This window comes from Vibrio sp. D417a, from assembly GCF_030248595.1.
GTDB lineage: Bacteria > Pseudomonadota > Gammaproteobacteria > Enterobacterales > Vibrionaceae > Vibrio > Vibrio alginolyticus.
This window is the reverse complement of the sequence record NZ_JAHGAM010000009.1, coordinates 71,315-98,059: the sequence shown is the minus strand read 5'-3', so window position 1 is coordinate 98,059 and position 26,745 is coordinate 71,315. Positions and strand designations below refer to the sequence as shown.

At 44.3% G+C, this 26,745-nt stretch carries 23 protein-coding genes; 8 read left to right on the top strand and 15 right to left on the bottom strand.

Annotated elements, in window-relative coordinates:
* Nucleotides 1-62: 62 nt before the first annotated feature.
* From rnd to KI742_RS10565, 7 genes are all read right to left on the bottom strand, one after another.
* Nucleotides 63-1,181 carry a ribonuclease D gene (rnd, locus tag KI742_RS10595; RefSeq protein WP_031777213.1) on the bottom strand — a complete coding sequence of 373 codons (1,119 nt, stop codon included), beginning with the start codon at nt 1,179-1,181 and terminating at the stop codon, nt 63-65.
* Between the two features lie 79 nt (nt 1,182-1,260).
* Entirely contained in the window at nt 1,261-2,952 is a 1,692-nt protein-coding gene (gene fadD, locus KI742_RS10590; protein WP_005382216.1) for a long-chain-fatty-acid--CoA ligase FadD, read from the bottom strand.
* Nucleotides 2,953-3,058: 106 nt separating this feature from the next.
* Nucleotides 3,059-3,913 (bottom strand): alpha/beta fold hydrolase, encoded by an 855-nt coding sequence (locus tag KI742_RS10585; RefSeq protein WP_213967013.1) that lies wholly within the window; start codon nt 3,911-3,913, stop codon nt 3,059-3,061.
* A 6-nt stretch (nt 3,914-3,919) separates the two neighbouring features.
* Nucleotides 3,920-4,477, bottom strand: coding sequence for a Slp family lipoprotein (locus KI742_RS10580; RefSeq protein WP_017819941.1), 558 nt, complete (start codon nt 4,475-4,477; stop codon nt 3,920-3,922).
* 41 nt (nt 4,478-4,518) lie between these two features.
* Nucleotides 4,519-4,824: a hypothetical protein gene (locus KI742_RS10575; RefSeq protein WP_017819942.1), complete on the bottom strand. Its 306-nt coding sequence runs from the start codon at nt 4,822-4,824 to the stop codon at nt 4,519-4,521.
* A 60-nt stretch (nt 4,825-4,884) separates the two neighbouring features.
* Entirely contained in the window at nt 4,885-5,586 is a 702-nt protein-coding gene (tsaB, locus tag KI742_RS10570; RefSeq protein WP_017819943.1) for a tRNA (adenosine(37)-N6)-threonylcarbamoyltransferase complex dimerization subunit type 1 TsaB, read from the bottom strand.
* A 29-nt stretch (nt 5,587-5,615) separates the two neighbouring features.
* Nucleotides 5,616-7,556 carry an ATP-dependent DNA helicase gene (locus tag KI742_RS10565; protein ID WP_053303287.1) on the bottom strand — a complete coding sequence of 647 codons (1,941 nt, stop codon included), beginning with the start codon at nt 7,554-7,556 and terminating at the stop codon, nt 5,616-5,618.
* 218 nt (nt 7,557-7,774) lie between these two features.
* On the opposite strand from KI742_RS10565, the gene purU reads away from it, so the two are divergent.
* The 3 genes from purU (at nt 7,775) to KI742_RS10550 (ending at nt 10,808) form a co-directional block, all read left to right on the top strand.
* Nucleotides 7,775-8,608, top strand: coding sequence for a formyltetrahydrofolate deformylase (gene purU / locus KI742_RS10560; RefSeq protein WP_151514591.1), 834 nt, complete (start codon nt 7,775-7,777; stop codon nt 8,606-8,608).
* A gap of 207 nt (nt 8,609-8,815) precedes the next feature.
* Nucleotides 8,816-10,435, top strand: a complete 1,620-nt coding sequence (locus tag KI742_RS10555; RefSeq protein WP_005382202.1) for a trypsin-like serine protease — start codon at nt 8,816-8,818, stop codon at nt 10,433-10,435.
* Nucleotides 10,436-10,439: 4 nt separating this feature from the next.
* Nucleotides 10,440-10,808 carry a hypothetical protein gene (locus KI742_RS10550; protein ID WP_005382200.1) on the top strand — a complete coding sequence of 123 codons (369 nt, stop codon included), beginning with the start codon at nt 10,440-10,442 and terminating at the stop codon, nt 10,806-10,808.
* A gap of 72 nt (nt 10,809-10,880) precedes the next feature.
* Here the strand turns inward: KI742_RS10550 and KI742_RS10545 are convergent, their stop codons facing one another.
* Nucleotides 10,881-11,477, bottom strand: a complete 597-nt coding sequence (locus KI742_RS10545) for a VOC family protein (RefSeq protein WP_025766980.1) — start codon at nt 11,475-11,477, stop codon at nt 10,881-10,883.
* 220 nt (nt 11,478-11,697) lie between these two features.
* Here KI742_RS10545 and argS point away from each other — a divergent pair, with 220 nt between their 5' ends.
* The 3 genes from argS (at nt 11,698) to KI742_RS10530 (ending at nt 14,671) form a co-directional block, all read left to right on the top strand.
* Nucleotides 11,698-13,431, top strand: coding sequence for an arginine--tRNA ligase (gene argS, locus KI742_RS10540; RefSeq protein ID WP_054576704.1), 1,734 nt, complete (start codon nt 11,698-11,700; stop codon nt 13,429-13,431).
* Nucleotides 13,432-13,570: 139 nt separating this feature from the next.
* Nucleotides 13,571-13,999, top strand: coding sequence for an HIT domain-containing protein (locus KI742_RS10535; protein ID WP_005446436.1), 429 nt, complete (start codon nt 13,571-13,573; stop codon nt 13,997-13,999).
* Between the two features lie 150 nt (nt 14,000-14,149).
* Nucleotides 14,150-14,671, top strand: a complete 522-nt coding sequence (locus KI742_RS10530; RefSeq protein WP_042523163.1) for a YqhA family protein — start codon at nt 14,150-14,152, stop codon at nt 14,669-14,671.
* 108 nt (nt 14,672-14,779) lie between these two features.
* On the opposite strand, the gene KI742_RS10525 is transcribed toward KI742_RS10530, so the two are convergent.
* From KI742_RS10525 to znuA, 5 genes are all read right to left on the bottom strand, one after another.
* Nucleotides 14,780-15,010 carry a FeoC-like transcriptional regulator gene (locus KI742_RS10525; RefSeq protein WP_005382192.1) on the bottom strand — a complete coding sequence of 77 codons (231 nt, stop codon included), beginning with the start codon at nt 15,008-15,010 and terminating at the stop codon, nt 14,780-14,782.
* Complete coding sequence (feoB, locus tag KI742_RS10520; protein WP_213903602.1) at nt 15,007-17,283, bottom strand: Fe(2+) transporter permease subunit FeoB; 2,277 nt, start codon at nt 17,281-17,283, stop codon at nt 15,007-15,009. The genes KI742_RS10525 and feoB overlap by 4 nt, the downstream gene beginning before the upstream one ends.
* Complete coding sequence (locus KI742_RS10515; RefSeq protein WP_005382190.1) at nt 17,283-17,510, bottom strand: FeoA family protein; 228 nt, start codon at nt 17,508-17,510, stop codon at nt 17,283-17,285. The genes feoB and KI742_RS10515 overlap by 1 nt, the downstream gene beginning before the upstream one ends.
* A gap of 833 nt (nt 17,511-18,343) precedes the next feature.
* On the bottom strand, nt 18,344-21,721 hold the full coding sequence (locus KI742_RS10510; protein ID WP_285385213.1) for an AraC family transcriptional regulator: 3,378 nt from the start codon (nt 21,719-21,721) through the stop codon (nt 18,344-18,346).
* A gap of 202 nt (nt 21,722-21,923) precedes the next feature.
* Nucleotides 21,924-22,811 (bottom strand): zinc ABC transporter substrate-binding protein ZnuA, encoded by an 888-nt coding sequence (gene znuA / locus KI742_RS10505; protein WP_033906913.1) that lies wholly within the window; start codon nt 22,809-22,811, stop codon nt 21,924-21,926.
* A 78-nt stretch (nt 22,812-22,889) separates the two neighbouring features.
* On the opposite strand from znuA, the gene znuC reads away from it, so the two are divergent.
* Both znuC and znuB read left to right on the top strand, forming a co-directional pair.
* Nucleotides 22,890-23,678: a zinc ABC transporter ATP-binding protein ZnuC gene (znuC, locus tag KI742_RS10500; RefSeq protein WP_017634809.1), complete on the top strand. Its 789-nt coding sequence runs from the start codon at nt 22,890-22,892 to the stop codon at nt 23,676-23,678.
* Nucleotides 23,671-24,456, top strand: coding sequence for a zinc ABC transporter permease subunit ZnuB (gene znuB, locus KI742_RS10495; protein WP_005382183.1), 786 nt, complete (start codon nt 23,671-23,673; stop codon nt 24,454-24,456). The genes znuC and znuB overlap by 8 nt, the downstream gene beginning before the upstream one ends.
* 119 nt (nt 24,457-24,575) lie before the next feature.
* On the opposite strand, the gene sucD is transcribed toward znuB, so the two are convergent.
* Both sucD and sucC read right to left on the bottom strand, forming a co-directional pair.
* Complete coding sequence (gene sucD, locus KI742_RS10490) at nt 24,576-25,448, bottom strand: succinate--CoA ligase subunit alpha (protein ID WP_005382181.1); 873 nt, start codon at nt 25,446-25,448, stop codon at nt 24,576-24,578.
* The gene (sucC, locus tag KI742_RS10485; protein ID WP_005382179.1) at nt 25,448-26,614 is read right to left on the bottom strand and encodes an ADP-forming succinate--CoA ligase subunit beta; all 1,167 of its coding nucleotides are present in this window, start codon (nt 26,612-26,614) and stop codon (nt 25,448-25,450) included. The genes sucD and sucC overlap by 1 nt, the downstream gene beginning before the upstream one ends.
* Nucleotides 26,615-26,745: the final 131 nt, after the last annotated feature.

Here is a 26,745-nt window from a genome sequence, read left to right as displayed (position 1 = left end):
AGACGAATGCTCTAATTAGAACGAAAAAGGTTGGCATCGAGGCCAACCTTTTTCATCTTTCATTACTTTAATGCTTTGTTCATCTTGTCGCCGAGTAAATCCAAACGCCACCCTTGCATCAAATCAGGCAATACTTCTGGGTCACGATCTTTTTTCCAAACCCAACTGATCAACTGATTGATCTGCTTTTTAGAGGCAAGGAACTCCGTGGCTAAACCTGACTTCTGCGAAGCCGATTTCACCAAGTCTTTCATATTTTTGAAGACCTGCTTGTAACCCGGATAGTCCATTAAACGCTCAATTTTCGCAGGATACTCTTCAGAAGGTGTTTGCTTCGCTTGTTTAACAATCGCGGCAATCTTCGCGCCATGGCGGTTAATCGCTCGGATATCAATATCTTCTGCTTCCATCTTCTTAAAGTTCGTTAAACCAAGACGAGCGACCGTTAATAGATCACCTTCTTTGAAGATAAAGTTCAGCGCTAAATCTCGTTTGATTGCTTCACGATAACGCCACGTCGCCAATGGCTTTAAAATCGCCAGCTCAGAAGGTTTTAATTGCCAAGCGCCCTTAATATCAAGGTAGGCATTCTCTTCATTGGTTACGCGAATACGTTTCGAAACGAGTAAATCACTTTCTTGCTGTACAGCTTCCCACCAACCTGCTTGCGTCACCTTATCGAACAGCTTTTCGTATAACGGTAACAAGTAATGAACATCTGCGGCAGCATAATCTAATTGCTTTTGTGTCAGTGGACGAGCCATCCAGTCGGTACGTGATTCACTTTTGTCGAGCTCTACGCCTAAATATTCTTCCACCAGCGATGCGAAGCCTGTCGATAGGCCGTGACCGAGAAAAGCGGCCATCAGCTGCGTATCCACCATAGGGAATGGTGTACAACCAAAAGCGTTTTGGAAAACTTCTAAATCTTCACCACATGCGTGCAGCACTTTTAGCACAGAAGTATCTTTTAATAGCGCTACAAACGGCGTCATATCCGTTAATTCAGTCGGATCAATCAGCGAGAGGCGATTACCATCGAAAAGCTGAATCAGACCTAACTGCGGGTAGAAAGTGCGAATACGAACGAATTCGGTATCCAGCATCACTACGTCTGCCTCTCGGGCATGAGTGCAAACCTCTTCTAGGTCTTTGTTTTTAGTAATAATTTGATAGTTCACATACTTCTCGCTATAAAAAATGCCAGCAAAACGCTGGCATTCTATCATTTTTTAAATCTCTCGACTCGACGAAATCGGCTTATGCGCTTTTCTTCGCAAGTTCAGCGTCATTCTCTTCGCGTAAAACACGACGCAAGATCTTACCGACATTGGTTTTAGGTAAGTCTTCGCGGAACTCAACCAACTTCGGAACTTTGTAGCCAGTTAAGTGTTCTCGACAATGCGCGATCACTTCGTCTTTGGTCAAGCTCGGATCGCGTTTCACGACATAAATCTTCACTAATTCACCAGACACTTCATGCGGCTGACCAATAGCAGCAACTTCAAGTACTTTGCCGTGTAGTGCTACAACGTCTTCAATTTCGTTCGGGTAAACATTAAAGCCTGATACTAAGATCATGTCTTTCTTACGGTCAACGATATGCAGAAAGCCTTCGTCATCGAACTTAACGATGTCGCCAGTTGATAGCCAGCCGTCTTCGTTAATCGTATCTTTCGTTGCTTCAGGTCGTTGCCAGTAACCTTGCATAACCTGAGGACCACGAACTTGAAGTTCACCAGTTTCAGTATTCGCAAGAGCGTTGCCTTCTTCGTCCACGATACGAACTTCTGTTGATGGTACCGGCAGACCAATAGAGCCATTGTATTCAACAAGATCATGCGGATATGCCGCCACCAACGGAGAACATTCTGTTAGACCGTAACCTTCGAGCAAATAGCAACCCGTGGTCTTTTGCCATCTTTCTGCCACTGAGCGCTGCACTGCCATGCCGCCGCCAACGGCTAAACGTAGATTACTGAAATCCAACTCGTGGAAATCTTCATTATTGACCAATGCATTAAATAAGGTATTCACGCCCGTAATCGCAGTAAACGGATGCTTTTGTAGCTCTTTCACGAACCCTGGAATATCTCTAGGGTTGGTAATAAGTAAGTTACGACCACCCATTTCGACAAACAGCAGACAGTTTACGGTAAGAGCAAATACGTGATACAGCGGTAATGCTGTCACGACTAATTCACGCCCCGGAGATAAAACCGGTCCGTACGCGCCTTTTGCCTGTAGAACGTTCGCAATCATGTTGCGGTGAGTCAGAATCGCGCCTTTCGCGACACCTGTCGTCCCCCCCGTATATTGCAGGAATGCAATGTCATCCCCAGACATAAACGGTTTAACGTATTGTAGACGACGACCTTTACGTAGAGCCTGACGCATTGAGATTGCACCAGGTAAATCGTACTTAGGCACCATGCCCTTAACGTACTTCACGACAAAATCGACAATCGTACCTTTCGCTCGTGGCAGCATTTGACCAAGACTGGTTAACACTACGTGTTTGACTGGTGTTTTATCGACGATTTGTTCTAGCGTATTCGCAAAGTTAGACACAATCACAATCGTCGTCGCACCTGAGTCATTCAATTGGTGTTCAAGTTCACGAGGAGTGTAAAGTGGGTTAACGTTTACGGCGATACAACCTGCACGCAAAATACCAAATAATGCTACTGGGTATTGCAGTAAGTTTGGCATCATCAGAGCAACGCGGTCACCCTTTTGCAGTTTTAACTCGTTTTGCAGATACGCTGCGAATGCGCGACTACGCTCTTCCAATTTACGGAAGGTCATAACCGAGCCCATGTTCATGAATGCTGGTTGGTCTGCATATTTTTGTACAGACTGTTCAAACATTTCTACCAAAGACTCATATTGCTCTGGATTAATGGTTTCAGGTACGTCACTTGGATAACGTGAAAGCCATGGTTTATCCACGATGTTACTCCTCGTTTATAACTGGCTAAAAAATAGCGTCCTTTTTATTTTGAAAGCTATTACAGCACAGCGAACGTGCTTGAGCACGCAACTCTCAAACACTTGTTTAAATTTTGTTAACTACACCAAGAATTCGCGTTGCGACCTCGAGTATTTGCTCTAAATGACAGTGATGACCACCCTTGACAGAAACCACTTGCGGTGGGTTCTCTCCCCAATCAGCTTGGTTAGATGGTAAATTCTGAAATCCTTGATCGCCTAATACAATCAAATGAGGACAACGTATTTGGCTGGTAATCGAGTTAGCATGCGCTTGCGCCATTCGGTAAAGCGACGCACATTTTAACTTGGCGTCATGCCGCCAATACCATTTATCTCCTCGCTGCTCTGTTCCACGCTCGACTATCGGTAGAAGCTGCTCAGCGGTTAATTGGTTGGCTTGCATGCGTAATTTTAACGCCAGATCGAAGGAGGCAATGGCTCGCTCTGGCTTGTTTTGCTGTCTTATTCGACTTAAAACGCCATCGCGAAGACGAGGCAAACTGTTAATAGGATCCTCATGAAGAGGTCCTGCTCCCTCAATTTGCACAAGAGCTTCAACCTGCTCTGGAAACGCTGCACTATAGCAACTTGCGATTAAAGCACCAAGTGAATGCCCTACTAATATCAGTCTGTTTGGTGATAATTCGTCCAAAAACTGATACAAATCGGCAATATAGTCGTGAAAGGGGTAATAATTATCGTGAGATTTATGACTCGATAAACCGTGACCAAAATGATCGATGGCGAGGAGGTGTAAGTGAGGATTAAGTTGATTCAACTGCTCCATGAGCGCTTTAAAGCTGCCCGCATTATCTAACCACCCATGAAGAAAAACGACTGACAAGTCAGCCGTTTTCTCGTTCCCTATCTCAAGGGCTGCCATTTTGCCGGCAGGAAGCTCGAATTGACGCTCATGCATCGCAGATTATTTGACCTGTTTTATCACTTTACCGTCTTGCGGGAAATCATTACGCCACATGCGGCAGTTAATCGAGTAACATGGGTAAAAGTAGGTTGGCGAGTCATACATGCGTACACGTTCTTCAATTTTCCATAAACGGTACCCTTCCCCCTTAATTACCGGGAAGATGTAACCGTGCTCACCGATCTTTCCTTCTTCTTCCCCTGCTCCTTTGCCTACAACCGTCACCAAACGGCCTTCACTAAAGGCGACAGGCTCTAAATAGCCATCAAAATAGGCGACAAAACGCCCCGTAGGCTCTTCATCAATATCAGGTTTACCAGACTCACTGATAGGAAGGTTTACAATCTCTAGACGCGTTTTATCTTTAAAGTTATCCACTTTAGCGATGATTCCACCAAGGCGAACATCTTCACTCACTTGCCCCTGAGACTCAGCAAACGCTTTATAGTCTGTAACGACCAATTCTGTGCTTGCATTTAGCTCCTCTGGCAAAGAGCTACACGCAGACAAACCAACCGTAGCAAATAATGCGAGAAAAAACCGTCCAAAAACCTTCATAAACCACCTTTCAATATTAGTAACCCCAAGCTGGGGAGATCTCACACGTAAATATCGACACCAAGTAATTGAGCCAGTTCCTCTTTTTTAGCTCGATTCATGACATCCATGTACTGCTCCATTGCTTTACGTGCGCCCCCTTCAGGAAGGTCATATTGCACTTGAGCTCGGTGAATTTGGGACTCATCCACGTGTTTTATGGAGTGCGCCACGGCGTTAGCAACCTTTGAAGGCTGACCTACAGGCTGCTTTGTTTGTGATTTATTTACCTGCTTCTTTTGACTGGCTTTATGAGTGCGATTTGCACCGGGAATCAAAGAAGGAGGCAAGCCATTAATCGACGCCATAGCACTCCATAAAAATACAGGGCAAACGCCCTGCTTTTTGTCAGGTTAATGAAAAACGGACTATTCGCGACCAGGAAGTTTTTTCCATGTCACATTATCACGTAAATAAACAGGGCTCGAATCTTCGACCGGCACGGTATTACCCTTTTTAAATTCTTGTTCAGCAAGAATCACGATGTCTTGTGAATCAGGGTACAGAACGTCACTATGCGTCAAATTAAACGGTAGGTCTGCTAATACTTCTTGGTAAGCATCCCAACCAGTACCTGCTGTCGTCCACGTTTTGTCGTCTGCTTGTGCTTCTTCAACGAGACGTGCTGGTGGAATTACGCACTCTGCATCCATCTCTGCCCACTCACCGTTTGCTTGGCGAGTGTAACGTGCCCAGTAAACTTCACCCATACGTGCATCAATGGCCACAGCGACATCGGTCACACCATGTAAGCGATAGCTACCTTGAGCCATTGCAGCCAGCGTTGAAACGCCGATCATAGGTAAGTCAGCACCGAACGCCAAACCTTGTGCGATACCAATACCGATACGAACGCCAGTAAAGCTACCTGGACCACGTCCAAACGCTAACGCATCCAGCTCTTGTAGAGTCAGGCCAGCTTCTTTGAGTACTTCATCAACCATTGGCAGTACTTTTTTGGTGTGATCGCGTGGTGCAACCGCGCTACGTGAAATCACTTGATCATTAGCCAACAACGCAACTGAACAGTTTTCAGTCGCTGTATCGATAGCAAGAATTTTTGCGCTCATTTAACTCTCTACAACTCTCATTTATTGGGTTATGCCTCAGCACTTGCGTCTGTGACAGATTGTTCTGCTTTCAGGAATGCTTTGATTCCATCTAAGTCTCGCGTCCTTGGGATAGGTGGTAGACTTCCGAGGAAAATACCACCATAGTCTCGCGTGACGAGGCGATTATCACAAATGATCAACGCACCGTGATCCTTCTGATCTCGAATTAATCGCCCGACTCCCTGCTTTAACGTAATCACTGCATCCGGGATTTGTACTTCAGCAAATGGTTCACCGCCACGTAATCGACAATCCTCGATACGGGCTTTGAGTAACGGATCGTCAGGGGCGGTAAACGGTAATTTGTCGATAATAACACAGCTCAGCGCATCACCTCTAACATCAATCCCTTCCCAGAAAGCGCCCGTCGCCACGAGTAAAGCGTTACCCAGTTCCATAAACTCCGCCAAGGTTTTCTGCTTACTCATCTCCCCTTGCATTAACACAGGCAGCTCAAGTACTTCTCGGAACTTCTCACCTAGTTCACGCATCATGCTGTGCGAGGTACATAAAAAGAAGCAGCGACCATCATTTTCTTCAATCACCGGAGCAAGCATTCGGACTAACTTATCCGCTAAGCCGTTACTGTTTGGCTCTGGCAAATACCTTGGCACACAAAGGCGCGCTTGTTTTTGATAATCAAAGGGGGACGGCAGAGAAAATTGCTTTGTAGGCTTGAGGCCAAGGCGCTCAGTAAAGTGCTTGAAGTCGCCCGATACAGCTAGGGTTGCTGACGTGAAAATCCACGCGCCTTGTTTAATCTCTATTTGCTCATGGAACTTGTCCGCGACAGAAAGAGGCGTAATGTGCAGAGCGAAATGACGAGGCGAGGTATCGTACCAGTATGAGTAACCGGTAATATCGACATCACAGACGCGGTCGATGCGGCCTTTGATCAAATTGGCTCGTTCAAAAGCGGTATCCAGTAATTGACTGCGCCCTAAAGCTATTTTGAGTACATCAATCGCCAATTCGAGGCTGTCAGTTAAGCGCAATAATTCTCGCTTAATAGAACCTGATTGCAACGCCTCACGCCAGTTGCCACGAAAGCCTGGCTCACCCAATACAATCCGCATGTCCATTGCGCTTTGCATGAGTTTGTCGCCCACTTTTTGCAATTGACGCATATCTTTGGCTTCGGTGCGGTAGGCTATTTCAATGTCTTTGGCAAGATCGTGAATTTGGCGGCTTGAAACTGACTGGCCGAAATATTCGCTCGCAATATCTGGCAACTGATGAGCTTCATCAAAAACAAACACATCGGCTTCTGGAATCAGTTCACCGAATCCTGTTTCTTTGATCGCTAAATCAGCAAGAAACAAGTGATGGTTCACTACAACAATGTCGGAATCCATGGCTCGCTTACGCGCTTTCAATACAAAGCAATCAGTGTAGCTCGGACATTCTTTACCTAAACAGTTATCATTGGTTGAGGTGATGGTCGGAATGATCATGCTGTCTTCTGGTAGATCATCACAATCCCCAAGGTCACCTGTTTTGGTTTCTGATGACCAAGCACGCACTTTAACCAGTTGAGTTAATAACGTCGGGTCAGATTCATTAGTGTGGCTTTCGACCATTTGGCGGCTCAAACGATCCAAACACAGATAATTAGAACGCCCTTTTAATAACGCCACTTGACCATAAAAACCAAGCGCATTGACCATGAGCGGTAAGTCCCGATGGTACAACTGCTCTTGCAAGTTTTTCGAGCCTGTACTGATGATCACTTTTTTACCGCTCAACAGCGCAGGGACTAGGTAGGCGAAGGTCTTACCAGTTCCGGTTCCTGCCTCCACCACCAACTGGGTTTGATCTTTGATCGCACTGCTGACGGCTTCCGCCATATCGATTTGTGGCTGACGAGCTTGAAAGCCAGGAATGGCCTTACCTAACGCGCCATCAGAGGAAAAAGTTTTTGCGATCATGCTTGGTATTGAGTTTGAAAAATTATCGAGAGTATATCAGAGGAATAGGAGTGACATCAGCCCACAATCTGACCAGCTTGCGGCGACACGCGGATATTTTGTTGAAACCAACGTAAGAATAGATTATTTATGGTGAAACATGGCAGTACAGTTACACCCGCCAGGGAATAATAACAAATTCGTACGCTAAAATATTAATGCATGGAAGTACCTGATTTATGGAAAAGAAAACACTGTTGACCCACTGTTCTGACGCCCCGGGTCTCATCTCGAAAATTACTAATATCTGTTACAAGCACCAACTCAACATCGTTCACAATAACGAATTTGTTGATAATACCAGTGGCCACTTTTTCATGAGAACGGAGCTAGAGGGATACTTCAACGATCAAACGTTTCTTGCCGACTTGGACCAAGCTCTCCCGCAAGGTGCTAAGCGTAAATTGGTTGGCTCTCGCCGTAAGCGCATCGTCATTCTCGTCACAAAAGAAGCGCATTGTTTAGGCGATATTCTGATGAAAACCTACGATGGAAGCCTAGATGTTGAGATCGCCGCTGTGGTGGGGAATTACGACAAACTGCAAACTCTCACTGAGCGCTTCGACATTCCTTACCACCACGTGACCCATGAAAACCTTAGCCGTGAAGAACACGAGCAGAAGATGCTAGAAGTGATCGATCAATACGATGCTGACTTTTTGGTGCTAGCTAAATACATGCGCGTATTGACGCCGGCGTTTGTTGAGAAATACCACCACAAAATCATTAATATTCATCACAGCTTCTTACCTGCTTTTATTGGCGCGAAGCCATATCAACAAGCTTACGATCGCGGTGTGAAAATCATCGGTGCAACAGCACACTTCGTGACTAATGATTTAGATGAAGGGCCGATCATCAAGCAAGACGTAATTCCTGTCGACCATACATTCAATGCCCAAGATATGGCGCAAGCGGGACGGGATGTAGAGAAGAACGTATTGAGTAAGGCTTTGAATAAAGTGATCAATGACCACGTCTTTGTTTATGGGAATAAGACCGTGATCCTGTAATCCCTCCGTACTAGTTACAACGATAGTGAAACCCGTCCAACGTGGCGGGTTTCATCTTTTCAGAAGATCCCCCCCTCCAATTCTAACCATCAAAGTTAAACCGATACGTTATAATTTTTCATTTCTCTACAACTATTTACTGAGAGAATGATTCCGTTTATCATTTGTCCTTCTTATAATAAACCACGTTAATATTACGGAATTAAAATGAAAAAAACGTTAGTGGCTTTTCTGATTGGGCTGACTTTACCAGCAACCACAATCGCAGATACTCTTGAGCCTGTTCAGAATGATGTATCCACTCGCATTATCGGCGGCGAACCTGCCAACACTTCCGACTGGAAATTTATTGCTTCACTGGTACGTAAAGGACAACCTACATCTATTGGTCACTTTTGTGGTGGCAGTTTCCTAGGTGGAAAATACGTATTAACTGCTGCGCACTGTGTGGAAGGTCTTAATGCGGACGATCTGGATATCGTTCTTGGTCTTTATGACAAAAACAGAGAGTCTCAAGCACAGCGCATCGCCATTAAAAATATCTATTCACATGATGAATATAACAACATAACAACGAACAATGACATCGCTCTTATTGAATTAGAACGCAATATCGATAGCGCAACTATTGACCTGGCAACGCCAGAACTTTTAGATAGCGTACGCGTAGGAGACAAGTTGCACGTGGCTGGATGGGGAAATACGTCCACGACAGACCGAATATACCCAACCGTTTTACAACAAGTAGATTTGGAATACGTAGATCGAGCTACCTGCCAAAACCTACCAGGAAACTACTCTAATGTATCAGATGACGGTATTTGCGCCGGATACTATTGGGGAGGTAAAGATAGCTGCCAAGGAGATAGCGGCGGTCCACTCATCGTTGATGATAACGGTATCAACAAATTGCTAGGCGTGGTCAGCTGGGGGGATGGATGTGCTCAACCAAACGCTTATGGTGTTTACGCCAACGTCGCTCATTTTCAACACAATGGATGGATAGATAGCCATCGCAATACTATCAGCTTCACTAAGTACCGAGATCTTCGTTTCGTTGAGCGAAAAGCGCAGCAAGAGACCTTTACTATTCGTAATGACGATACTATCCCATTCAACATCTACCAAAGCACAATATCATACGGAAGTACCATCGAGAAAAGCACTTGTACTGGTACCTTAAAGCCTTCGCAAAGCTGTCAAATTACCGTCGGCTACCAACCTAGCTATTCGGGATCAGAAACAACGATAGAGCTCTTTACCGATCATCCGAAACTGTCCAGACTCACAACAACTTTCGAGTATTCAGGTGTAGATAAAGCAAGCAGATCAGTGCGTAATGCCATTCCGCTAGCAGACGCAAATGTTTATACCGGTCAAAACGCTTGGACGGCTGAAAATGGTGAACTGCAATCAGCGGATATGGGAGCTTATCCTGGTGTATCTGAGCTGGTTTTGACCGATCTTCCGAAGGGCAAACTTACCATGGATCTCAAAGTAATGTCCGATGGTTTTGATTACTTGTTCATCTTAGTTAATGGTGAAATTTACGATAGCACCAACCAACTCCTCGATTATAAAGAGATCCAGATCGATCTTTACAAAGCATCTAATACGATAACGTTTGAATACGTCCAACACCCGTTTTCAAGTGGCATTTACAGCGCGCAAGCATTTGTTCGCAACATAAATATGTCAGTCAGCACAGATAATACGGGCGATGCTGGTAACGACGTTAATAAAAAGTCTAGTTCAGGCGGCAGTTTATCTATTGGCCTACTGGTGTTAATGGCTGCAGGTTCATTCGTACGACGCAAAAAAAGGTAACGAGATGAAACATAGACTCAAGATATTCCTACTTGGTTTGGGCACTATCAGTTTAACTGCATGTTCAGCAAACGCAGGACTGCAAACAAACCAGACGTCTGAGCACCAAGCAATGATGGTAGAGACTTATAGGACAAGTGAGAGTCAAATTTCATTTATCACAGAGTCTAACGGCTGCAGTAAGAACGATGATTTTAGCCTAAAAATAGAGCAAAGCTCACAGACAGAAGCTCTTATTACTATCGTTAGAGACAAGGCGGATCATTGTAAACGAATGCCGTTTGCCAAAACTTTTACACTGCCTTTAGATGAAGAGTTGAAAGGCAAAAAACTTTCCATTACCAACCCAAAAAGCAAGTCACTGGCTAAATAGTGATTCGCTTACGAAAGGGAGCCTCGGCTCCCTTTTTGCCTATCGCAACTCAGCAATTCTCACCCTAGCGTTTTACGCCTGCTCAGACTCCACAATACGCTTAAGTGAATGCGGGTGCAGTTTGATACAAATGCCTTGGTACTTAAACGCCACTGTTGGGTTATTCAAGCGTTCGCCATCCCCTTTCGGGCTCGACAGTTTGATCTTCACACCCAGCTCTTCTAACTCATTAAAGCGTGCGCCAAACGCTGGATAAGTGTGTCTCAAATCAGCAAGAAACTCATCTGCGGTTTCGGCATGAGACGGAATCACAAACTCCACATGTTCCCAGCTTTCAGTTGGGTAGATTTTGCCTTCCGCAGGGTATGGCAGCTCCAGACACTCAATCTTCCAGCCACGACTTTCCAACGCTTTATCGAACTCAATAACAATAATTGGGCGACCGTTGATTTTCGCTTGTGAAATCACCTTTCCGTATTGACTCCAAGCCTCATGCGCAGCTTTTGCGGTATCAGTATCGTTAATACGCAACGCAATATGGTCAGCTTGAGCAAAGCTCAGATCCAGTTTTAACAGGGATGCAAACTCTTCAATCTTCGCCATAAATGCATCCAAATCTTGGATCATCAATTCAGGCGCTAGGCGTTTTTCAACTAGTTGAGTCGTCATTGTGGTTCTCTTTTGGGGCGATTTATCTCATTACTCTGAGCGCAATAGTAAACGCAAACCAAACCACATTTCCATTCAATCGAAAAAGTATAAATTTCCCCAATTCCTCTCTGTATGAAAAGCAATAAAGTTGTTATCATTAGCCCCATTTTTGTGAACTCCAACAGAACTCGGCACTTACTTCGCCGAGTTCTTCGTCCTTGAATTGAAGGAAACGCGTGTGAATATCCAAGCACTTATTAATGACAAAGTATCTCAGGCTCTAGAAGCCGCTGGCGCACCTGCAGGCAGTCCTGCGGCAGTACGCCAATCAGCAAAGCCACAATTTGGTGACTACCAAGCAAACGGCGTAATGGGCGTTGCTAAAAAACTGGGTACTAACCCACGAGAATTTGCACAGAAAGTACTGGATGTTCTAGACCTAGATGGTATTGCGAGCAAGACAGAAATCGCTGGCCCTGGTTTCATCAACATTTTCCTAAGCGAAGAGTTCCTAGCAAAACAAGCGGAAGCAGCACTGGCTGACTCACGTCTTGGCGTTGCAGAAGACGAAGCTCAAACTATCGTTGCTGACTACTCTGCACCAAACGTTGCTAAAGAAATGCACGTTGGTCACCTACGTTCAACCATCATCGGTGATGCGGTAGTACGTACTCTTGAGTTCCTAGGTCACAAAGTGATCCGTGCGAACCACATCGGCGACTGGGGTACTCAGTTCGGTATGCTTATCGCAAACCTTGAGCGTGTACAACAAGAGTCTGGCGAAGTTTCTATGGAACTTGCGGACCTTGAAGGCTTCTACCGCGAATCGAAAAAGCTGTACGACGAAGATGAAGACTTCGCAGTAAAGGCGCGAAACTACGTTGTGAAACTGCAAAGCGGTGACGAGTACTGTGCAGAAATGTGGAAAAAACTCGTTGATGTAACCATGATCCAAAACCAGCGCAACTACGACCGTCTAAACGTGTCACTGACTCGTGACGACGTGATGGGCGAGAGCATGTACAACGACATGCTTCCTAAGATCGTTGCAGACCTAAAAGAACAAGGTCTTGCCGTTGAAGATGATGGCGCGCAAGTTGTATTCCTAGATGAATACAAGAACAAAGATGGCGAACCAATGGGCGTTATCGTTCAAAAACGCGATGGCGGTTTCCTATACACAACAACAGACATCGCATGTGCAAAATATCGTTATGAAGAGCTAAGCGCAGACCGTGTGCTTTACTTCATCGACTCACGTCAACACCAGCACCTAATGCAAGCTTGGACAATTGTTCGTAAAGCAGGCTACGTGCCAGAGTCAGTATCTCTTGAGCACCACGCGTTCGGCATGATGCTTGGTAAAGATGGTAAGCCATTCAAGACTCGTGCGGGTGGTACCGTTCGCCTTGCCGACCTTCTAGATGAAGCAGAAGTTCGTGCAGCACAACTGATCGAATCTAAAAACCCTGAGCTAGATGCGGAAGAAAAAGAGAAGATCTCTAAAACAGTTGCAATGGCAGCGGTTAAATACTCTGACTTATCTAAACACCGTACGACTGACTACGTGTTCGATTGGGACAACATGTTAGCGTTTGAAGGTAACACAGCACCATACATGCAATATGCATACACTCGCGTAGCTTCTATTTTCGCTAAAGCTGGTGTTGCTATGGACGCTCTCCAAGGTGACATCAAAATCACTGATGAGAAAGAGAAAGCACTTATTGCTAAGCTTATGCAGTTCGAAGAAGCGGTTCAATCTGTCGCTCGCGAAGGTCAACCACACATCATGTGTAGCTACCTATTCGAACTAGCAGGTCAGTTCTCTAGCTTCTACGAAGCGTGCCCTATCCTAGTTGCTGAAGACGAAGCTGTGAAACAAAGCCGTCTGAAACTAGCAGCGCTAACAGCGAAGACCATCAAGCAAGGTCTGTCTCTACTAGGTATTGATACTCTAGAGCGCATGTAAGCGATTCGAGAATCGAGAATCGAGAATCGAGAATCGATAATCGATAATCGATATGATTTCAAAAGGTTGGCGTGAAAGCGTCAACCTTTTGTTTTATCTGGCGTATACTGATGTCATTCAATTCAAATCGGATAATATAATGAGTTTTGAACTGCACCCTCAATTGGCAAAAGACACTACCGTTATCGGTCACTTCCCACTGTGTGTGGCACTTCTGCATAAAGACAATGCCGTGCCATGGGTTATTTTGGTACCTAAACGTGCAAACCTAAAAGAGCTTCACCACTTGCCAATGAAAGAACAGCAACAGTTTTTGCTAGAATCTCAGGCAGTAAGCCAAGCACTGGAAGCAACATTCCGTCCAGACAAGTTAAACCTTGGCGCACTAGGTAACATGGTGCCACAGCTGCACATTCACCATATTGCTCGCTTCAAAGATGACGTCGCATGGCCGGGACCGGTTTGGGGTAACACCAAAGGTGAATTCCGTACAGAAGAAGAGCAAAACGAATTACTTGGTCGCATTAAAAACGTGTTGTCACTGAGCTCTATTTTCCAAAAAGCATAAGAACTGCAAGCGAAAATAATTCGCCTTTGAATACGGCTGAAATAGACAGAGAAAGATTAATACGTATTTGTAACAATCTTTCTCATTTTTCTGGGATTATCACTAAAATAAAACTTGTTTAGACTACCAGCTCAGTTAGAGAGGGTCATCATGAAACAAGTCTTCAACACATTCCGATACGTCAGCTGGATCGCCATCATCTGTTCCATGGCTGCTTCATTCTTGCTTTTTCTTATGGGTGCAGCAAAAACCTATTCGGCATTTGCGGTCTTCATTCTCAATCAAACACCTCCAGAAGCACTCGCACATTTAGATAAAGCAGACATCGCGATCGCTTATTTGATCAAGTCACTGGATACGTTTCTTGTCGCACTAGTTTTGTTCATCTTTGCTCACGGCATCTACACACTATTTATTTCCAACAAAGCTAAAGCGAAAACACAAGAGCAGTCGGTTTTGCATTGGATCAGAACCCCGAACATCGGCCATCTAAAAAACATTTTGGCTGAAGTCATCATCGTGATCTTGTTTGTGAAGTTCTTAGAGCTCGTGCTGATTAACTTCGACAGCTTAGATTGGACGATCTTAACATTACCTATTTCGATTTTAGTTTTAAGTCTTGGTTTGAAGTTCCTAGGGTTAGGCGCGACTAAACACTCTGAAGAACATTAATTTCGCTGTATTCACAAACAATAACCAGCAAAATAAAAGCCGCATCATTGCTGATGCGGCTTTGTCGTTTTTACGTGATAATTTTTAGGTGACTAATTTTGATAGTCGCTACATGGTGACTGTCAGAGACAAACCATCTTGTTTAGTCACTGAGTAGCGAACACGAGTCACGTCATGAGCTTTATTAGTGTCGACTAGGCGGCTAATTTTGCCCTTCTTAATCCACACGTTTAACATCGCGTCGGCGCCATCTTCACTCATCCCAAACTGTTTAGCCAGATCTGACTGGGAGACGGTTCCTTTGTCTGCAATGTATTGATAAAGCTCTTTTAAAATCATGCTACTTGCGCCTCTAATGCACCGTTTTGTTTCTTACCAACTTGTTTGAACACACGGTAGGTACCAAAGAAGATAGCAACGATCACAGCCATCCAAATGCCACTTGTCACTGGGCTATCTGCGAAATGCGTCAATTGGTTGTAGAACGTCGCACATAGGTAAGCCAAGCCCATTGTCCAAACCGCAATAAAGCGTGCGAACTTATGACCAAACTCACGTACGTAAGCCCCCATCGCCGCCACACAAGGTGTGTACAGTAGGATAAAGATTAGGTAAGCAAATGCGGCATTGCCAGAAGCAAACTGAGATTTAATGTTACCGAAGATAGAAGCATCGACTTCTTGTTCTTCGGCAACGGCATTTGAGTCAGTTAAGTCACCCACTTCAATGCCTAGTGGATCTGAGTAGCTCAAACCGGCTAGGTTTTCAGGGATACTCATTACTGCCTCTTCTAGGCTGCCCATTAGATCAAATTCTGCGTCTTCACCGTCGCTTGGCGTCGTGTATAGACTGTTCAGCGTACCAACTACCGCCTCTTTTGCGAAGATACCAGTAATGATACCTACCGTCGCTGGCCAGTTGTCTTCTTGAACACCGATTGGTGAGAATACTGGAGTCACTACTTGCGCTGCTTTAGAAAGCACAGAGTTTTCGCTGTCTTCGTTACCAAAACTGCCATCAGTACCCAATGAGTTGAAGAAACTCAGAATAGCAACAACGATAACGATGGTTTTACCTGCACCAAGTACAAAGCGCTTTAGCTTTTGCCAAGTTTTGATCACCACGTTTTGTAGCGTCGGAAGTTCGTAATCAGGCATTTCCATTACTAGGCTGTCACTGCTACCTGGGTAAAGCGTGTGCTTAAGGAAAAGACCTGTGAAGATCGCTGCTACAATACCAAGTAGGTAAAGTGCGAATACAATGTTCTGACCAGAACCAGGGAAGAATGCTGCAGCGAATAGTGCGTATACAGGCAGACGAGCACCGCATGACATAAATGGCGCCATAGATGCAGCCAGTTTACGCTCACGTTCTTGGTCTAGAGTACGAGTCGCCATGATTGATGGTACGTTACAGCCAAAACCAAGAACCAACGGTACAAATGCTTTGCCCGGTAGACCGATCTTCTGCATCACTTTATCTAGTACGAATGCTGCGCGAGCCATGTAACCTGAGCTCTCAAGTACCGCTAGGAACAGGTACAAACACGCGATAACCGGAATGAAGGTTGCAACCGTCTGGATACCACCACCGATACCATCAGCAAGAACCGTCACTAACCACACAGGCAAATGACCGTCTAACAAGTGGTGACCACCATCAACCAACAATGCGCCCACACCAATGTCAAAAAAGTCGATAAATGCACTACCGATGTTAATCGAGAACATAAACATCAGGTACATAACAACAAAGAAGAAAGGAATTCCAATCCACTTGTTCAAAATAAACTGGTCGAGTCTTTCAGTCACACTACGACTTAACTTGCCTTCGCTTCGGCGAACTTTTTTACACTGTTCATGCAGATGCGTGTACTTAGTATCCGCGACATGCAAATCGATATCCAAATCTAACGTCGTAATGACTTCCAAGACTTTGCTTCTATCGATATCAGAAAGACTATTGAGCACCATTGTGTCTTTTTCAAGCGCACGAATCGCTAGTGCACGATGAGCGACGGTTTGGTCGTTAAAAAGTGCGGAAACCGTTTGAATTGCCGACTCCATCTTCTCACCATAATGCAAAGACAATTCTTTAAGTGGCACTCCTTGAACGATGGATTTATGGAGCTTTTCTTTAAACTCTGCCACTTGAGTTTTATTGGTTGCAGATAAACTGACAACCGGACAACCTAACGTTTTCTCAAGCTCTGCAACGTTAATCATCTGACGTTCACGCTTTAGCGCATCCATCTTGTTGAGGACAACAATCATAGGGCGACCAAGTTCGCGAAGTTGCAGCGTCATATATAAGCTGCGCTCTAAACTTGTAGCATCCACCACGTTAATAATGAGATCAGCAGGATGAGTTAGAACCGCACGCGATGCGATGGATTCATCAATACTATTACTATCATTACCACTGTCTAATGAGTAAATACCCGGAAGGTCAGTGAGCAAAAACTCATCCCCAGCATGCTTGAATTGTCCCGTTTTCTTTTCAACCGTGACGCCTGCCCAGTTACCAACTTGCTGTTTTGCGCCAGTTAAACCATTAAATAGCGTCGTTTTACCACTATTAGGGTTACCTACAGTTAGCACTTGATATTGCATTACACTCGCTCCACTTCAATTTTCTGAGCAATTGTTTCTCGCAATGCGACAGACACACCACGGACTTCGACTTGTAAAGGATCGCCCATTGGCGCACGTCGAATCACTTTGACTTCTGTATTGGGAAGCAGCCCCATTACCATGAGTTTCTTTCTGATATCTGATGAAAGACCATCTAACAACCGAATCGTCACCGTATCGCCAGGATTAATCTCTGATAACTTCATAGTGGCCCTTAAGAGTATTGCTAATGAGAAATATTATTATTTAATAAGTTTAGGTTGCCAATATTACTCCCCTATACCCCTTCAATCCTTGTGTGAAATCAAAGATTCCGTAAATGTTTTCACGCTTTCAAACGTTAACTTCGTAAATTTCCTCTCGTTATTTACGTCAAAATTAACATTTAAAAATGACACCTAACGAAACAAAAATGTCACAAACCAAGATAGAAAACAAAAAATGCAAATTAAAACAATTGGTTAAGTAAAAAACCAAACGTTGTCGCTTTTCTCATATAAACATGGCGTTATTTTTATAAGAAAAATAAGTAACCTCTCGTATAGTTACTCCACCGAGAGGGCAACCTCTCTAATAAATTCCAGAGGTGGCATGGCAACATGTCACTCCGGCAGCAAGCGAAGGTGTCCTTGACACCCGTGGTATAGTCCCCCCGGCTATACCACGATATTTTTTTTCACCTCTTTCAAAACTTCTTTACCTTATTCATCTTTTCAACACAGTTTTCGTTTTCACGAATGTCGCACACCATCATTCACCCAAATGAACAACGCTCTTTTGATACAGCAATACAACTGTCATTTATTTGTTGCAACTATCAATAAATCATTCTCTTGAAGCCATTTATGCTTATTGCTATGAACATCGCGACTAACAGATAGAACGTGATCGTGCTTACGTGTTGAGAATAGATTTGTAGGCTAGATGTGATGAAGAAACAATGAAACTCACTGCGTTAGCAACTGCAGCAATAATAGAGCACTGCATGCAGCTCCCCAGCATCTTAACTATTAACTAGGGAGCGTATAATGAAGGTTTTCTAGTTAATTTCTTGGCTTTCTTGAGTCAAAGCAAACTTGGACGGGGGCAAACCAAAATGTAGCTTAAACTTTTGGCTAAAGTAAGATGGATCATTAAAGCCACAGTTAAAGGCGACTTCACTGATTTTCTCACCCGCCAATAACTGTTCACACGCCGTTTCCAAACGCACCTCTGTGACATAGTCTTTTAACGTTCTTGACGAGGCAGATTTAAAACGTCTCTGCAAAGAACGTTCAGACATATACAGCATTTTAGCGGCTGACGCAGTGCCAAATTCAGGATCATGGTAATGCTCTGCCACTAATTGATAGACTTTTTGCAACCACTCTTTCTCTGGTGTGACTTGATCTTCTGCAATAGTTACAGGATTGAATTCTTGCTGCGGTTCATCCAAATAACTCCTTTCCTTCGCAGATGGCCATGTGATCTCGACTTTGTTCTGAGCATCAGAAGAGAAGACAGCCAAATAACCACCACTCGTTGTCACTAGTTGGGCAAGGTGGTCAATACTCAACTCAGAGTGATTTAAGTTAGATGGAAGCCCAGTCGCGACTTTATTAGGTAATTGCGTCCCGTAATCAAGAAAGCTCAATGACACAATATCATGCCCCTTTTCTAGCATAATTCTAACCGTTTGACCCCGGAAAGAGCGCTTGATGATATTGGCAAAAATGCTATTGAAAATAACATCAAGATTAAAACTTTCCAGAGCAACCCGGCTCTGCTTGCTCTCATCTTCTAGCTCTACCAAAATACCCGCTTTTGCAAAGTCATCTTGCCATACATCAACCACTGACTGAGTTATCTGACTCAAGTTGTAGTTCTGACTCCCACCACTTACATCACTTGGAACGCTTTTGAGTTCATTTAACTGCCAATTCGTTTTAGCCAAATGATCCTCCGTCGCAGTATCCAGAGGCATAGGTAGTTTCGCCACAATAAAGTCGACGCTTGATTTTATGGATAGAGCTACATGGTCTACGAGTAGGTTTCTAACTTGAATCTGTTTACGTAATTGCTGGTTGCTCGTAAGCAACACTCTACTTTGATGTCTTAACTGATTCGTTTTGAGAGTCACTTGAGCTGCTAGATCACGGTTAGCCTGTACAACGTAGCGAGAGCGCCAGAAAACAAGTAATGCGACGACCGCAATACTAGCTACGACAAAGCCTAAAATAGCAAATCGCGATAGATACCAAGGATGAAGGACGATAAAGTGAGATTCTAAACCAACGACTCCAGTGACAACTTGAGACTCATTACTGACCTGCAAGTGATATTCACCGGAACTAAGGTGCTCGAGTGTCAGTTGGCCCCCCTCTAACGTTTGCCATGGGTCATCGTTGTTCAATCGATAGTACAAATTTTGACTGTCTGGTTTTGGCATCACACCGAATAAAAAACTCAGCGAAGATCCATATGGCAGTGTGAGCCCATTCAGATCGGCACTACCAACTTGCAGAACTTCATTTTCAAGCACAACTTGGCTAACAATAAACATAGACTCTGGGGGATTAGATACAAGCAGCTTGGATGCTTCTGCTTTTACGAGTCCGTACTTCGACCCCAGAACAAGCTCTCGCTCACCAATTTCTGTCTGCTGTATAACGCTACAAATACCAGGGAGGAACTCATTGTTCATTAAGCCTGATGATGATGAGTAATGTTTCACTAACTCACCCGAAAGGTGGTAATAGCTTAAACCGACAGAGGAAGCTAACCATACACCTTGCCTGTCTCTGATCAAGCAAGCAGGTCTGGCGTTGGGCTCACTCATTTCAACAACACGTTTTTCATCGCTTCGTGTATCAGTTTTAAACACACCATAAGATGAAGCAAACCACTGGCTGCCATCAACCGCCGTGGTCATGTCTAATGATTCACCAAACTTTTCTGAAAAACGGATAAACTGGATGTTGTCATTACTGTATTGGTATACGCCATGATCGGTGCCTATTAATAGGGCATCTTCAGTATCATATAGGCGCGTAACCTTAGCAGGCAAATACTGACTTACTAGCCACTCACTTCCAAAGTTTCGTACGCTTCGTGCAGCAGTATCAACATTGTAAAGATGGTATCCGCTTGATACCCAAAGACGGTCATCACCATCAACGGTCACATGCTCTACGGCATGTCCGGCCATAACCTGTAAATAAGGAAATGTAATCTTGTTGAGACCATTTAGCTCAAATATTTCCAGCCCTTTTGAGGTCGCAAGCCAAAGCATACCGTTTTGAAATGCAAATTCATTGATCTGCGACTCCAACTCTAAGACTTGGTTAATCCCACTCTTTCCTGAACGATAAATCTTTCGGTCATCAGCAAACCAAAGCGCACCATCAGGACCTTCAATAGTTTGCCGAATTCGTCCTGATAGGGTGTGTGAGTCATAACTACTAAAGGTCACTCGTTCAAATTTTTTACTAAATAGCGAGTAATAACGAATACCTTGGTTAGTCGCAATCCACATCCCTCCCATATTGTCGCTCAACAACGAATAAATCTTCGTGTTATCTAACTCTAACTCAAGAAAACTTGCAGGCGCGACTTCGGTGACCTCACCTGAAAAAAATGAGTACAAATAAAGACCATGCTCGGTCCCCACCCAATACTCTTGATTTGTCTCTGCGAATGTCAAAACATGTGAGCCGCCAATTCTAATCACTTCTTTATCAGGCTGGTAAATGTTGAAAATTAAAGCGCCACGCAAAGTACCTATCAAAATTTCTCTTCGCGTGTGTGAATAATAGACTTTCTCAATGTAGTTTTGACCTGAGGCTGCGACATGGTCAAACTTATCACCTTCAGAAAGATAGAAGCCGGAAGTCGTTGCTAGTGCCCACTTCGTTTCAACTAGCACCGCATCATTAATGTAAACGTAGCTATTATTACTATGTTGATAGAGCTGCAATAGAGAGAAAGAGTTTAATTCGCTAGTGTCGATATTGTAGGTATAGAAATGCGCGCCATCACTCACCCAAATATAGTTCTTTGAAGACCCTATTTTTCTTATTTGTGAGCCTGGATTTAAACTAAAGACTAAACGTCGTTCCTGATTTGGATAGGTTCGATAGACCTCATTTTCAATAAAGGTCCAAAAAGCACCTTTATGATAAGCCAACTGCTTAGCCGACGTTTGTAGGAAGCTACCTGATTTAGGTAATATAGTTTGACCATCGTAAAACAGGACTCGTCCGTGTACGTCATGAATCCACAAACCGCCCTTTTCACCCAAGAACAACTTTTTAGCCGCGATAAAAGTACCCTTTGCCTGAGTTGGCAAAGGGTAAAAGATTGCATTTGCATTATGAAGCGCAAATGCTTGGTAGGATAAGACAAAGCCCAACAGAGCAAGGGCTAATTGGCGTAGCAAGACGAAAACCTTTTGTATCAATTTGTGCTCGGAAAGTGACCGTTCATCGTTTGTAAAGCATGGATTGATACGGTTATTTTGAGCTGATAATTATTGGTAATGATATCTCAATTACTTTCTGAGAAAAGGCTCGCCTTACCAAAGGTTGTAATTCTTACTACTGGATCACGTTAAAAAGACTACTCCTACATTACGACAGCACTTAATCTGACTTTTTGTTCAAGCATTGCTCAAAACTATTCGCCATATTGTTGAGAAAAGTAAAGTAACTGCCAGGTTTTGCTTCAATTGTACTCCCTAACGGGTCAAGCTCGCCTTTAGCGACGTCACTGCCTCTCATTACGCTCTGAACGACAGCCGGGGTAAACTGAGGTTCAGAAAATACACAAGCCACATCTCCACCACTTAGCTTTTGACGAATTTGAATTAAGGTCTTCGCTCCTGGCTTTCGTTCTGGGCTCACAGTAAAATGCCCCATTTGATTTAGTTCATAACGATCTTCGAAATAACCGTAAGCATCATGGAATACAAAGTAACCTTTGTTTTTTACTGGTGCCAGCTTCTGCTTTATCTGTTGGTCAGTGTCTTTTAGCTCGAGTTCAAACTTTTTGAGGTTCGCTTGATATTGAGCTGCATTTTCCGGATCAAGTGATACAAGTTGATTCACAACAGCCTTGGCCACTTGTTGTGCTTGGCTTACACCTAGCCAAAAGTGCGGATCATGTGAGCCATGATCGTGCCCATCATGGTCATGGTTGTGCTCACTATCAAATTCACGCAATTCTAGATTTGGAATTTGACTAATAGTCAAAGTATTCGATCTATCCGAAACAACTTTCTCTAGAAACGGTTCAAGATCATGTCCGTACCAAATAACCAAATCAGCCGAAGCGACCTTTTTAACATCCGATGGACGCAAAGCATAGTCATGGGGTGATGTGTTAGACTGCAATAGCACGTCTGGTGAAGTTACTCCTTGAGTAAGCTCTGTTACTAACAACTGAATAGGTTTGATACTCGTCAGTACCGTTACTGCCTGTGCTGGAAGTGTTAACATTGCTGAGGCAGCAAGAATTAATGCTCTTTTCATAGTTTTACTTGGGATATGGCGTGGAAAGTGAGATAATGTTACATTATAACATTATTGATTTGCAAATGAGTTTCATTCATGTCTTCCTTAGTCCATCTTGAGCAGTTATGCGTCGAGTTCGATGGCCGCAGAGTTCTCGATAACATTAGTATGGAATTAGAAAAGGGCAAAATAACTACCCTAATTGGTCCCAATGGAGCGGGAAAATCAACGTTAGTCAAAGTTATCTTAGGTCTTCAAAAGCCAACTAGCGGCAAGTTGAACCGACAAAGAAAACTGAAAATTGGTTACGTTCCTCAAAAGTTGAAGCTCAATGACTCCCTTCCATTGAATGTAACCCGCTTCCTAAATTTAGCAGGAAAATACAGTAAGCAGGAGTGCATTGATGCATTAAGGCTTGTTGGCGCTGAACATTTACTTAATAGTAATATGCATCGCTTATCCGGTGGTGAAAACCAACGAGTGTTACTGGCGCGCGCTCTGCTTCAGCGTCCTCAGCTGTTGGTATTAGACGAACCAGCTCAGGGTGTGGATATCCAAGGTCAAATCGATCTCTATGACTTAATTGAGAGCATTCGTCACCGCTTTGATTGTGGCGTATTTATGGTGTCGCATGACTTACATTTAGTGATGGCGAAAACGGACGATGTTATTTGTCTGCATCACCATGTTTGCTGCTCAGGTTCACCTGCCACTATTACTCAGCACCCTTCTTACATCGCACTATTTGGCAATGCTGCGAGAGAGTCTCTCGCGTTTTATCATCACGACCATGAGCATCATCATCACGATTTATCCGGAACGCCAGTAAGCGGTGATGCGATATCATGCTCCCACCATAAACACGGACATCACCATCATGATTGAGTTTCTCCTACCTTCTATTCTTGCTGGTATTGGTATCGCGATCATTGCCGGTCCGCTTGGGTCATTTGTCGTTTGGCGTAAAATGGCTTACTTCGGAGATACCCTAGCTCATGCATCATTAATGGGCCTAGCGCTGGGTTTTTTGCTCAATGTAAATCTCTACCTTGCCCTACTCGTCTGCTGTTTAGCTCTGGCCGTTTTGCTTGTCACTCTGCAAAAGCAACAACTTGTGGCTACAGACACGTTGTTAGGTATCTTGGCACACAGTGCACTCTCTATCGGTTTAGTATCGGTTAGCTTTTTGGAAAACGTGCGCGTCGATTTAATGAGCTACCTATTTGGGGACTTACTTGCCGTCTCTCCACAAGATCTGATGTTTATTTACGCAGGTGTTGTTGCGGTAAGTGCGTGTTTGTACGTCTTCTGGCGCCCACTGCTTTCTAGTACTGTTAGTGAAGAACTTGCCGCTGTTGAGGGCGTGAATACAGACTTAGTTAGATTGGTGTTAATGCTAATGGTGGGTGTAGTAATCGCAGTAGGTATGAAGTTCGTTGGCGCGTTGATCATGACTTCGCTCCTAATTATCCCAGCAGCAACAGCACGTAAAGTCTCTTCATCACCAGAGCAAATGGCATTGTTCGCATCCATTATTGGCTCAGTGGCAGTACTGATGGGGCTTAGCCTATCATGGCACTTCGATACACCGGCCGGCCCTTCCGTAGTGATCAGCGCAACATCCTTATTTATGCTGAGCCAGCTGATTAAAAGCAAAGCATAATCGCATTGAGCATTAAACGCGAAAGACCTTGCTAACAACAAACATAAATCCACGGAAACGGAAAAAGAAAAGCCTGCGAAATCGCAGGCTTTTTAATACTTATTAAGTAGTGTGGTCGATTACCAACCCGTCACTTCACGTAGACCTTGGCCAATCTCTGCTAGAGATTTCACAGTTTTAACGCCAGCCGCTTCTAGTGCAGCAAATTTGTCTTCAGCAGTACCTTTACCACCAGAGATAATCGCACCAGCATGGCCCATACGCTTACCAGGAGGCGCAGTTACACCAGCAATGTAAGAAACCACTGGCTTCGTTACATTTTCTTTAATGTATGCTGCTGCTTCTTCTTCTGCAGTACCACCGATCTCACCGATCATAACGATCGCTTCTGTCTCAGGGTCTTCTTGGAACAGTTTTAGGATATCAATGAAGTTTGAACCCGGGATTGGGTCACCACCGATACCAACACAAGTAGACTGGCCGAAACCTTCGTCAGTGGTTTGTTTAACTGCTTCGTAAGTTAGAGTACCGCTACGAGATACAATACCTACTTTGCCTTTCTTGTGGATGTGACCAGGCATGATACCGATCTTACACTCATCAGGAGTGATAACGCCCGGACAGTTAGGACCAATCATGCGAACGCCAGTTTCTTCTAGCTTCACTTTTACGTCGATCATATCTGTAGTAGGGATACCTTCAGTAATCGTTACGATTAGCTCGATACCCGCGTCAATCGCTTCTAGGATTGCATCTTTACAGAAAGGTGCTGGTACGTAGATGACTGTCGCTGTTGCGCCAGTCGCTTCTACTGCTTCACGAACTGTGTTGAATACAGGAAGACCTAGGTGAGTTTGGCCACCTTTACCTGGAGACACACCGCCAACCATTTGCGTACCGTATGCGATAGCTTGCTCTGAGTGGAAAGTACCTTGACCACCAGTGAACCCCTGACAGATTACTTTAGTGTCTTTGTTAATTAATACAGACATTATTTAGCCTCCGCAGCAGCAACAACTTTCTGAGCAGCATCAGTTAGCGACTCAGCAGCAATGATATCAACATCAGAATTAGCAAGAACTTCGCGACCTAGGTCAGCGTTAGTGCCTTCAAGACGAACAACAACAGGTACGCTTACGCCTACCTCTTTAACCGCGCCGATAATACCTTCTGCGATCATGTCACAACGTACAATACCACCGAAGATGTTAACAAGTACCGCTTTCACATTGTCATCAGATAGGATGATCTTGAATGCTTCAGCAACACGCTCTTTCGTCGCGCCGCCACCTACATCTAAGAAGTTAGCTGGTTTGCCGCCGTGTAGGTTTACGATATCCATCGTACCCATTGCTAGGCCTGCACCGTTAACCATACAGCCAACGTTACCGTCTAGTGCTACGTAGTTCAGCTCCCACTGAGCTGCGTGTGCTTCACGCTCATCTTCTTGTGAAGGATCGTGCATTTCACGAAGCTTAGGCTGACGATACAGTGCGTTTGAGTCGATGTTGATCTTACCGTCAAGACATAGCAAGTTGCCTTCACCAGTAATCACAAGTGGGTTGATCTCTAGCAGAGCAAGATCGTACTGAGAAAACATAGTGCCAAGACCCATAAAGATCTTAACGAATTGTTTGATTTGGTCGCCTTCAAGACCAAGTTTGAACGCTAGCTCACGACCTTGGTAAGCTTGTGGACCTACTAGTGGGTCAATTGCTGCTTTGTGGATGAGTTCCGGCGTTTCTTCCGCAACTTTTTCAATTTCCACACCACCTTCGGTAGAAGCCATGAAAACGATCTTACGGCTAGCACGGTCAACTACCGCACCTAGGTATAGTTCGTTCGCAATATTTGAAGCTTCTTCAACAAGGATTTTTGTTACTGGCTGACCGTTAGCGTCAGTTTGGTAAGTCACTAGGTTTTTACCTAACCACTTCTGTGCAAACTCTTTAACGCCTTCTTTTGTATCGTGTAGCTCTACGCCACCCGCTTTACCACGGCCACCAGCGTGAACCTGACATTTAACTACTTTCTTGGCTGTACTAATACGGCCTGCGGCTTCAAAAGCTTCTTGTGGTGTATCACACGCGTAGCCTTCTGGCACAGGCAAACCGAATTCTGCAAACAGCTGTTTGGCTTGGTATTCATGCAAATTCATTTCGATATTCCGTTTGTTTTTCCCTTAAGGGATTTATTATTTCCATAACGCTGCAGTCTTGGCTGCTTGTACGTCTGTAGGGTCTTCTCAAATCAATCCTTCATCATGAGTTCTCATACTGAAGGATTCAA

Excerpts from the sequence above, each read along its gene's own strand:
- znuC (WP_017634809.1), top strand. The coding sequence starts at position 22,890 with ATGTCTTCCTTAGTCCATCTTGAGCAGTTATGCGTCGAGTTCGATGGC.
- KI742_RS10515 (WP_005382190.1), bottom strand. The coding sequence starts at position 17,510 with ATGAAGTTATCAGAGATTAATCCTGGCGATACGGTGACGATTCGGTTG.
- znuA (WP_033906913.1), bottom strand. The coding sequence starts at position 22,811 with ATGAAAAGAGCATTAATTCTTGCTGCCTCAGCAATGTTAACACTTCCA.
- KI742_RS10565 (WP_053303287.1), bottom strand. The coding sequence starts at position 7,556 with ATGATCGCAAAAACTTTTTCCTCTGATGGCGCGTTAGGTAAGGCCATT.
- sucC (WP_005382179.1), bottom strand. The coding sequence starts at position 26,614 with ATGAATTTGCATGAATACCAAGCCAAACAGCTGTTTGCAGAATTCGGT.
- KI742_RS10580 (WP_017819941.1), bottom strand. The coding sequence starts at position 4,477 with ATGAAGGTTTTTGGACGGTTTTTTCTCGCATTATTTGCTACGGTTGGT.
- sucD (WP_005382181.1), bottom strand. The coding sequence starts at position 25,448 with ATGTCTGTATTAATTAACAAAGACACTAAAGTAATCTGTCAGGGGTTC.
- KI742_RS10535 (WP_005446436.1), top strand. The coding sequence starts at position 13,571 with ATGAGTTTTGAACTGCACCCTCAATTGGCAAAAGACACTACCGTTATC.
- KI742_RS10555 (WP_005382202.1), top strand. The coding sequence starts at position 8,816 with ATGAAAAAAACGTTAGTGGCTTTTCTGATTGGGCTGACTTTACCAGCA.
- znuB (WP_005382183.1), top strand. The coding sequence starts at position 23,671 with ATGATTGAGTTTCTCCTACCTTCTATTCTTGCTGGTATTGGTATCGCG.
- KI742_RS10585 (WP_213967013.1), bottom strand. The coding sequence starts at position 3,913 with ATGCATGAGCGTCAATTCGAGCTTCCTGCCGGCAAAATGGCAGCCCTT.
- tsaB (WP_017819943.1), bottom strand. The coding sequence starts at position 5,586 with ATGAGCGCAAAAATTCTTGCTATCGATACAGCGACTGAAAACTGTTCA.
- purU (WP_151514591.1), top strand. The coding sequence starts at position 7,775 with ATGGAAAAGAAAACACTGTTGACCCACTGTTCTGACGCCCCGGGTCTC.
- KI742_RS10530 (WP_042523163.1), top strand. The coding sequence starts at position 14,150 with ATGAAACAAGTCTTCAACACATTCCGATACGTCAGCTGGATCGCCATC.
- KI742_RS10525 (WP_005382192.1), bottom strand. The coding sequence starts at position 15,010 with ATGATTTTAAAAGAGCTTTATCAATACATTGCAGACAAAGGAACCGTC.
- KI742_RS10545 (WP_025766980.1), bottom strand. The coding sequence starts at position 11,477 with ATGACGACTCAACTAGTTGAAAAACGCCTAGCGCCTGAATTGATGATC.
- KI742_RS10575 (WP_017819942.1), bottom strand. The coding sequence starts at position 4,824 with ATGGCGTCGATTAATGGCTTGCCTCCTTCTTTGATTCCCGGTGCAAAT.
- feoB (WP_213903602.1), bottom strand. The coding sequence starts at position 17,283 with ATGCAATATCAAGTGCTAACTGTAGGTAACCCTAATAGTGGTAAAACG.
- KI742_RS10550 (WP_005382200.1), top strand. The coding sequence starts at position 10,440 with ATGAAACATAGACTCAAGATATTCCTACTTGGTTTGGGCACTATCAGT.